The sequence below is a fragment of the Methanobrevibacter sp. genome (assembly GCF_045603845.1).
Classification (GTDB): Archaea; Methanobacteriota; Methanobacteria; order Methanobacteriales; family Methanobacteriaceae; genus Methanocatella.
The window spans coordinates 19,546-27,477 of sequence record NZ_JAZUMY010000060.1 but is presented as its reverse complement, the minus strand read 5'-3'; the positions used below and the strand labels follow the sequence as shown (position 1 = coordinate 27,477).

The following is a 7,932-nucleotide window of genomic DNA, read 5'->3' as shown; positions in this document are numbered from 1 at the left end:
CCAAGACTTACTATATGATATGGTCTCATAACAAATTTCAAAATAATCACCTCATAATAATCCAAGCACAATAGCCAGTATTCCAAGCAATGTTGCTCCAAGTATCGTTGGCAGGAGCTGCCTATTAGTGAATACAGGAGTGAATGCTGAAAATATTCCCATCATCAATACAAACACCAAAACAACGACAATGTTAATCAATATTGTTGGAGAAAATACTGTCGGCGGAATTCCAATGAAAAGCACTGAGAATAAAACGCCTAAGGTTAACATCAGAAATCCTCTTGTAACAAAAACAATTGACCTGTATTTTGATGCATATTCCATATATGGCCCTTCAATAACATCACATTTAGCTTTTATGATTGAAAACGGATATTCATTCAATACAATCATATAACCGATGAAAAATACGATAGCCGCAACTCCACCGGCAACAGTGAACAGGAATGGTCCGTGAGCCTGCTGATATGCAACGATATCCTGAAGGAAAATGCTTCTGGCCTGTGTTACAGGAGCAAACAATGCCAAATACAATGGGAATGAACCGTAAGTAATCATTCTTAAGGATCTTCTGGCACTAATATCTTCAATGAATGAACGGGTCGTATTCAAATGTGCTGCGCCTTTTACCCTGTCAGGGAAAGGCATCCTAACAGACATTATTGATTTGGATAAAGAACCCATCAACACATAACAGATTTCTTCAACTTTCAAAAGACCAACAATCGCAACCAAACTCGCAAGAGCAGGAATCGCATATGCATAAGGAGTTAAAGCAATGAATATGAACAATACAACCAAAAAACATATTACAGGCAATGCCTTATACAATCCAGGCACCGGAGAAGATGGCTTTATATTTTCCTTGAATAGAAACTTGATTGGAGCCATGATTCCAGGACTTGTTACCGGAGGCCCTATTCTTTGCTGAATTCTTGCGTGAACATATTTTCTTTCAATTCCCGGCAATAACGTGGAAATTATAAAACAGACGATAACCGTTACTATTACTGCTAAAATTGAATTTATTGTAATAAAGTTTATTTCAAACATGATTCTATCTCCTTATAATTTCAATTGCCCTGTCGGTACATGTGAAACATGGGTCACACTGTACAATACACAGCTGTGCATCAGTAATATGGTCCCCGATACATGCATATTGCATTGCACCAATATTTGCCATTGACGGAGTCCTTATTACACAATGTCTTACTCTTCCGCTTTCCAATGCATATGAATGATAAAGGGTTCCTCTTGGAACTTCAATATAACTTTCAATGAAATCCGTGTCAAACATTTCCCAGTCCCTGTTAACCACTTTTCCTTCAGGGATATTAGCAATAGCCTGACGAATAATTTTAATAGCTTCAAAAGATTCCAAAACCCTCATTAAAAAGTTTGATTTTACATCACCGTCAGGCTGTGTAACGACATTGAAGTCAAAGTCATCATATTCGAACATTGTAGTTCTCAAATCCCTTGCAACGCCTGTTGCCCTTAAAGACGGTCCTGTAACAGCCAATCTGATGGCCTGTTCGGCAGGCAATACTCCCACATTAGTAATTCTTGATATTAATATTGAATCTGCCAGAAATCTTTGAGCAAAATCTGTTAATCCTTCTTCGATTTTATCCAAATCATCCTTAAGCCTTTGCAGTTTAGCTTCATCCAAATCACATCTTGGCCTTACTCCACCGAGCACGGAACAGCCATACTGAACCCTGTTTCCTCCAATCATTGCAAGAAGTTCCATGACAATTTCCCTCAAGTAGAATACTCTCATTGAAAATGTTTCATGAGCTACAGTTTCACAGCCGTGTGCCAAATAAAGGAAATGTGAATGCAAACGTGCAAGTTCACTCATGATTACACGAATATAACGGGCCCTTTCAGGTATTTCGATACCGAGACCTATTTCTGCGGTTCTGCATGATTTCCATATATGTGCGTTTGAGCAAATTCCGCAAATCTTCTCAGTTAATGAATTTGCTTTTTCAACTGGCAATCCTTCCATAATACGTTCAATTCCCCTATGGTTAACACCAATTGTTATTTCAGCTTCTTGAACGATTTCGTCCTCAACGAAAAGCCTTACTCTATAAGGTTCCAATGCAGCAGGGTGAACCGTACCCATTGGAATTTCTGTTTCGATAATATTACTTCTTGGTACTTTTTCCTCCATTTAATCACCTAATCCGCATCTAATAATGTTGGTAACAATGACACAACTCCGGCTAAAACATCTTGAGGCCTTACTGCACAGCCAGGTATCTTGGCGGCAACAGGTATGATGTTTTCAACCGGCCCTTCTATTTCCTCGGACGGAATATCCCCATGAATGTTTTTATATACTCCACCCATCAGTGCACAACTTCCAGCAGCTACAACCAGTTTAGGATCAGGGATAGCTTCATAAATGGCTTCCAAAGGTTTTCTGTTCAAATGAGTAACCGGTCCCGTTACAACCAATACATCGGCTTCACGAGGATTCCAGGTCAGGAAAACCTTATACTGCTCAGCATCAAATCTCGGAGACAATATTGAATTTACAATTTCAATATCGCAGCCATTACATCCTCCAGTATAAACCAGCATGACATGTATTGCTCTTGCTCTTGAAAAAGATTTAATACTCATTTATTCACCATCCTCTCTATTTTTTAACACAGTTTTATCTGAAAGATAAGTTGCAATTACCTTAAGCTTATCTTCTGAAATCTTGACTGGCTGTTTGATTAATTCATTAACGTTAACTTCCTGATCTCCAACGCAGCTCGGATGAATAGTTCCTTTTTGTCCGTAAAGTGAAAATACCGGACAGAAATCATGACAGTAATAGCAGACTATACACTTCTCAAGATTAATTTCAGGTACTTGACTTTTAACCCAGTCATCAGTTATTTTAACCGGGGATGCAAGATTTTTCATCTCTATAGCATTTGTTGGACAAACATTGGCGCAACCTGCACAACCGATACAGGCAGATTCATCTACCCTGTCATCCACTTCAACAGACAAAGTGGAAATCTGTTTTCTCAATTCCATATCAGTTACTCTGTCTGCAGCGAAAAAGATTCTTTTAAAGTTAGTGAAAGCTCCTTCCAAAGCTACTCTTAGCATACTTCTCATTTAAATACCCTCTATTGAATCTTTAAAGTTTCTCTCGAAGATAAATGCATTGGCAGGACAGCTATTTTTACATGCTCCACAATATTCGCATTTTTCCTCATTTACTATAAACTCACCATTAACTTCATCAATTGCCTCATATGGACAGACTTTATGACATAAACCGCAATGCATACATAATTTTTGGTCGATTAAATTGAATCCGCCGCAAATTTCAGCCTTATACATTGTTGTTCTAGGAATTGCATTGACCGGACAGTGAACGGCACAGTTTTCACATAATATACATTTTTCAAGGTCTACTGAAATCGTGCCTCTGTTTAACGTGATTGCATCTTCCTGACATACTTCACAGCATATTCCGCAGGAAATACAGTCATCAGAAACGCTTCCGTCCCAGCTTGCAACATTATATCCTCTGGCATTGACTACGTCACAGACCTGAACACATTTTCCGCAACTTACACAAAATCCTGCAAGTGCCGGGAGTTCAACCTCATCAAACTCATCATAGATGAACATTTCATCGTCTTCATGCAGTATTTTAACAGGACAGTGGCTGATTGCCACACCGTGAGTTGAATCCACATCTTTAGTCGGGTCATATCTCAATCTGGAATCATCTTTAACAAGTGATCCGTTTTCGCATAAGTCGGAACACAATCCGCAGTTAAGACATGAAACGATATGGCCGTTTGCCTTTTGGTTAATCTTATTTACAACCAATTTGAAATCATCCATTGATATTGCATTATTAGGACATGATTTCATACAATTAAGACAAAGCGTACATGTTGAACTGTTGATAATCTGATTCTTGTTCATAGAGCCGTTTGGACATACGTCACTACACAGCCTGCATTCACTGCATATTCCGTCAGACCTGTCCCGAACAACCTCTATTGCACTGGAAGGACAGTACTGATAACATCTTCCACAGAATATACATTTGTCGAAGTCAGTACCGAAGTATCCTCTGGTAACTTCCTTGACCTTATCCGGCTTTTGAGGAAGGTTATCATATTTAGGAATAAGAATATTCATTGATTCTATGAAATTAATCTGCTTTTCGCGAGTGAATTCGCTTCCGTCGATTCTTGAAGGACAGACTTCACTGCAAACACCGCAGCGTGAACATAATCCGTAAACTATACCGTCTTCAATGTGAATGTTGTTTGTAGGACAGTTGTACATACATATTCCACAGCCGTTACATTTTGCCCTGTCTATGACATATCCTCCATAGCTATTGATGAAAATAGCATCATTAGGACAGTTTTCATAACAAATTCCGCAAGTAAGACAGCTAAAAGCCTTTCCATTAATCAGACGGATTGCTTTTGTAGGACATTGCTTAATACACTCTCCTTTTCCATCACATGTATTAGTTGATAAAAACATTTTAACACCCCTTAGCTACTCCTTGCAAATATGAATTTAGACAACAGAACACCTATTAAAGCTGAAGCAAATGCAGTTGACAATGGGAAATAATCATAAAATGGGAATTCTCCCAGTTGCCATGCCATTATTAATCCGGCTATAATAATAATCACGTATGAGGAAGCCTTAAATGACGTGTCAGTGATATTTCCTGTCCTGATCTGGGATCCGATAATTATACCCAAAATCAATCCGAAGATTACTGGTCCTATAGATATCATTCTCCTTCCTCCTCAACTAATTTCTTAAATCCTGCAAATGCAATTACAATAGCACTTAATCCCACAAATACTTTTAAACCTACAAAAATATTCAGGTAAGGAATAATACCTGCATTTGTAGTGTCAGGATAATGGAATATTGTCTGAATTGATGCCGGAACGATATTGAAAATGTCTGCTCCGACGTTGTAGAGGAAAAATCCTCCTGCAAACAATCCGACCAAACCTAAAACGATATATCCCAATGCTCCTATGGATTCAAATATGTCGATGTAGGTATGTGAAAATTCCAATGGAGAATTGCCCAGTCCGTAAACCAGAATAGACAATATGACACCAGAAGCAATCATTGCCCCACCCTGGAAACCTCCACCAGGAGTTATGTGACCTCCAAGAATAGTCATTATACCCAAACAAATCAATAAGATTGAAATCGGTAAAGATATTAATTTAAGAATCTGACTCATTGTTTACCCCCCAATCTTCCTCTGCCGAATACAAGCAATACTACAAGTCCTGCAGTCAGCAATATGATTGATTCTCCTAATGTATCATATCCTCTGAAATCAAAAATGACTGCAGTCACCATATTCGGCGCTATTTGAGTTCCTAAAGCATTATAAATATTACTTACACCAGGAGTAATCATGCTGCTTAAATGATAAACCGCATCGAGCAGGGTAACTGACACTATTGCAGTCATTACTGCGGCAAATAAATTTCTGACTGTATTAGACAAGGTTACCACCCCAATATAAGAATACAACTATCAGTCCTAAAACAACAATAGCATAGAATAACATTTTTTCCAAAGAATCTTCCTGTTCAATCTTGAACTTAGGAATTAGAGGTATATTGCTGATTAATACAATTGCAAGAATGAAAGTGACCAAACCTGCAAGCAAAAGACTTACATGTCTAAGCAGTAAAGCAGCAATCACTATTGAAACAATGATAAATATTTCTGCAGTAATGCTTCCTGAAACATCCGCATTAGTTACAGGACCTGGAGAGAATAATTCCTTGAATTTTTTTACAACATTAAATATTTGATCGTAAATTCTCACTGTAACATGCCCCCTACATAACTGGAAATTCCGTTAGTTACAATATCCGGGAATAAACCGAATCCAATGATTATAATTAACAGGATTAACATCGCAAATACCATTGCTCTTGGAACATCCTTGTCGACAACTTCCAAATCGTGTGGTTTTGGTCTTAAAAACATAGAGTAGAATGTTTTTACAAATACTACAAAGGTTGCAATACTGACCATAATAGTTAAAATGGACAATTCGGGATAACCACAACTTAAAGAAGCCTGAACAAGCATTAATTTTGACTGGAAACCACTTAATGGAGGTACACCGGCCATGGCCAAACCGCCAATCAGAAGCATAATTCCAACTTTAGGGTGATATGCCAGAAGACCGCCTAACTTACGTGTATCCACTTCATTAGTGGCATTTACAATAGCTCCAAATCCAATGAACAGCAATGCTGTGATAACGATTTCGTTTAAAGCCTGGAACAGACCTGCAGTTATTGCAAACTGAGTTCCAAGACCTATACCCAATCCTATGAAACCTAGCTCTCCGACAGCTAAAAATCCGATCATACGTCTGAAGTCTGTCTGGGTCAAAGCAAGAGATACTCCTAAAATCATTGCAATTACTGAGAACAGCACTATGAGCACTTCAAATATCGGAAGAACTGAGTATATTCTAAACATTATGATTACAATTGAAATCATTGAAATAACCGTAAATGACTGGAGTAAAGCCGCTCCGTGAGGCTCCGCTTTACTGTATATTCCTGATTTGATTGTATGGAACGGAGGTAAACCTGAAGCGTATAACCATCCGAAGAATATTAAAGCCAGTGACAACAGGAATACAGGAGAAGTAACATTCAAAAGGCCTCCACGGACAATGGCTACAATATCTGTTACGTTAACAGTACCTGTCATTGCCAGAAGGAATCCGATTCCCAAAAGCATTATCGGACTTCCGATTGAACCTAAAATCATATATTTCAAGGCCATTTCATAACTGTAATCGATTGATGAAGCAGCCACGATACCCACCTGTGCAAGTGCCAATATTTCAAAGAACACAAACATATGGAAAATATCGTCAGTCAATATCAATGCGGTTACTGAAGCCGTACCCATGAATAACAGGAAGAGATATGGTCCTGAGACCTTTCTGTATTTAGTTAAATAGATAAATACTACTAAAAATGTCAATATTCCTATTACTGCAATGAATATCTGCTGCAGGAAGCTGAATGAATATGTAATCGCCGGGTGATAAACAATGTTTGTGACATTATCCACAATCGGCTGATATCCTCCAAAGTAATGCAAACCATAATTTGATGCCAATGGAATGATCGGCAGACAGATAGCTACAACAAAAGCCAATATCTTGATAACTTTATCGAATTTTGAAAAAGCACTGATAAGCAAAGCCGCCATCATAGGAACAATAACCATCAATGGAATTAATTCATTCATTGTATTCCTCCTGTTTTGATGTGTCAGCCAGCATTACACTGGTGCTTAAAGTACCATACTTTCTGTATAAAACCATCACTAAAGCAAGCATGACTGCCAGTGTGGAAGCTCCAATTACGATACTGGTAAGTACCAGACCGTATGGAAGCGGATATGATGCGTTTGATGCAAACCAGGTCGGATCCATATCAGGCAATAGGATTGGAACTATACCGTCAGCCTTATAACCAATTCCTACAATGAACAAATTGGCTCCCTCTTCTATAAAGCTGATACCGATTATTTTCTTGATAATATTATCTACAAAGATTGCGGCATAAAGACCAATGATAACCAGAGCAATTGATGTAAACAATACTGCCAATTGAGTTTGAGCCATTATGCATCACCCCTTTGAGTCTTTTTAACAGCCAATGCGATAAATACCGGCACGATTGCCGCACCAACAATAGCCTGAGTTAATGCAACATCCGGAGCAAGCAAAATCTGGAACAATACTGCAAGGGCCCCTCCGGAAAATCCGGTCAATATTGCTGCCTTTAATAAATCCTTTTGAATTAGAGCAAGGACTGCACTTACGATAATTATAATCATCAATATTATATCCAACAT

12 protein-coding genes are annotated in these 7,932 nt (G+C 38.3%); all 12 read right to left on the bottom strand.

All coding sequences use genetic code 11. The features are described 5' to 3' along the window. Positions 1-51 precede the first annotated feature (51 nt). Genes ACKI2W_RS05295 through ACKI2W_RS05240 form a run of 12 tightly spaced genes read right to left on the bottom strand, consistent with a single transcriptional unit; the run spans position 52 to position 7,932 of the window. Positions 52-1,056 (bottom strand): respiratory chain complex I subunit 1 family protein, encoded by a 1,005-nt coding sequence (locus tag ACKI2W_RS05295; protein WP_407379964.1) that lies wholly within the window; start codon positions 1,054-1,056, stop codon positions 52-54. Between the two features lie 4 nt (positions 1,057-1,060). Next, positions 1,061-2,188, bottom strand: coding sequence for a nickel-dependent hydrogenase large subunit (locus ACKI2W_RS05290; RefSeq protein ID WP_407379962.1), 1,128 nt, complete (start codon positions 2,186-2,188; stop codon positions 1,061-1,063). Between the two features lie 8 nt (positions 2,189-2,196). Further along, positions 2,197-2,643, bottom strand: coding sequence for an NADH-quinone oxidoreductase subunit B family protein (locus ACKI2W_RS05285; RefSeq protein WP_407379960.1), 447 nt, complete (start codon positions 2,641-2,643; stop codon positions 2,197-2,199). After that, positions 2,644-3,135, bottom strand: coding sequence for a 4Fe-4S binding protein (locus tag ACKI2W_RS05280; protein ID WP_407379958.1), 492 nt, complete (start codon positions 3,133-3,135; stop codon positions 2,644-2,646). It lies immediately after the preceding gene. Beyond that, on the bottom strand, positions 3,136-4,536 hold the full coding sequence (locus tag ACKI2W_RS05275; protein WP_407379956.1) for a 4Fe-4S binding protein: 1,401 nt from the start codon (positions 4,534-4,536) through the stop codon (positions 3,136-3,138). 11 nt (positions 4,537-4,547) lie between these two features. Then, the gene (locus ACKI2W_RS05270) at positions 4,548-4,799 is read right to left on the bottom strand and encodes an energy-converting hydrogenase B subunit J (RefSeq protein WP_407379954.1); all 252 of its coding nucleotides are present in this window, start codon (positions 4,797-4,799) and stop codon (positions 4,548-4,550) included. Next, complete coding sequence (locus ACKI2W_RS05265) at positions 4,796-5,266, bottom strand: MnhB domain-containing protein (protein WP_407379952.1); 471 nt, start codon at positions 5,264-5,266, stop codon at positions 4,796-4,798. Before ACKI2W_RS05265 ends, ACKI2W_RS05270 begins: the two co-directional genes overlap by 4 nt. Next, positions 5,263-5,538: an EhbH gene (locus ACKI2W_RS05260; RefSeq protein WP_407379950.1), complete on the bottom strand. Its 276-nt coding sequence runs from the start codon at positions 5,536-5,538 to the stop codon at positions 5,263-5,265. Before ACKI2W_RS05260 ends, ACKI2W_RS05265 begins: the two co-directional genes overlap by 4 nt. Then, positions 5,531-5,866: a hydrogenase gene (locus tag ACKI2W_RS05255; RefSeq protein WP_407379948.1), complete on the bottom strand. Its 336-nt coding sequence runs from the start codon at positions 5,864-5,866 to the stop codon at positions 5,531-5,533. Before ACKI2W_RS05255 ends, ACKI2W_RS05260 begins: the two co-directional genes overlap by 8 nt. Beyond that, complete coding sequence (gene ehbF, locus ACKI2W_RS05250) at positions 5,863-7,320, bottom strand: energy conserving hydrogenase EhbF (RefSeq protein WP_407379946.1); 1,458 nt, start codon at positions 7,318-7,320, stop codon at positions 5,863-5,865. The genes ACKI2W_RS05255 and ehbF overlap by 4 nt, the downstream gene beginning before the upstream one ends. Further along, positions 7,313-7,699 carry a cation:proton antiporter subunit C gene (locus ACKI2W_RS05245; protein WP_407379944.1) on the bottom strand — a complete coding sequence of 129 codons (387 nt, stop codon included), beginning with the start codon at positions 7,697-7,699 and terminating at the stop codon, positions 7,313-7,315. The genes ehbF and ACKI2W_RS05245 overlap by 8 nt, the downstream gene beginning before the upstream one ends. Beyond that, entirely contained in the window at positions 7,699-7,932 is a 234-nt protein-coding gene (locus ACKI2W_RS05240; RefSeq protein WP_407379942.1) for a DUF4040 domain-containing protein, read from the bottom strand. The genes ACKI2W_RS05245 and ACKI2W_RS05240 overlap by 1 nt, the downstream gene beginning before the upstream one ends.

Excerpts from the sequence above, each read along its gene's own strand:
- ehbF (WP_407379946.1), bottom strand. The coding sequence starts at position 7,320 with ATGAATGAATTAATTCCATTGATGGTTATTGTTCCTATGATGGCGGCT.
- ACKI2W_RS05285 (WP_407379960.1), bottom strand. The coding sequence starts at position 2,643 with ATGAGTATTAAATCTTTTTCAAGAGCAAGAGCAATACATGTCATGCTG.
- ACKI2W_RS05270 (WP_407379954.1), bottom strand. The coding sequence starts at position 4,799 with ATGATATCTATAGGACCAGTAATCTTCGGATTGATTTTGGGTATAATT.
- ACKI2W_RS05290 (WP_407379962.1), bottom strand. The coding sequence starts at position 2,188 with ATGGAGGAAAAAGTACCAAGAAGTAATATTATCGAAACAGAAATTCCA.
- ACKI2W_RS05280 (WP_407379958.1), bottom strand. The coding sequence starts at position 3,135 with ATGAGAAGTATGCTAAGAGTAGCTTTGGAAGGAGCTTTCACTAACTTT.
- ACKI2W_RS05275 (WP_407379956.1), bottom strand. The coding sequence starts at position 4,536 with ATGTTTTTATCAACTAATACATGTGATGGAAAAGGAGAGTGTATTAAG.
- ACKI2W_RS05265 (WP_407379952.1), bottom strand. The coding sequence starts at position 5,266 with ATGAGTCAGATTCTTAAATTAATATCTTTACCGATTTCAATCTTATTG.
- ACKI2W_RS05245 (WP_407379944.1), bottom strand. The coding sequence starts at position 7,699 with ATGGCTCAAACTCAATTGGCAGTATTGTTTACATCAATTGCTCTGGTT.
- ACKI2W_RS05295 (WP_407379964.1), bottom strand. The coding sequence starts at position 1,056 with ATGTTTGAAATAAACTTTATTACAATAAATTCAATTTTAGCAGTAATA.
- ACKI2W_RS05240 (WP_407379942.1), bottom strand. The coding sequence starts at position 7,932 with ATGTTGGATATAATATTGATGATTATAATTATCGTAAGTGCAGTCCTT.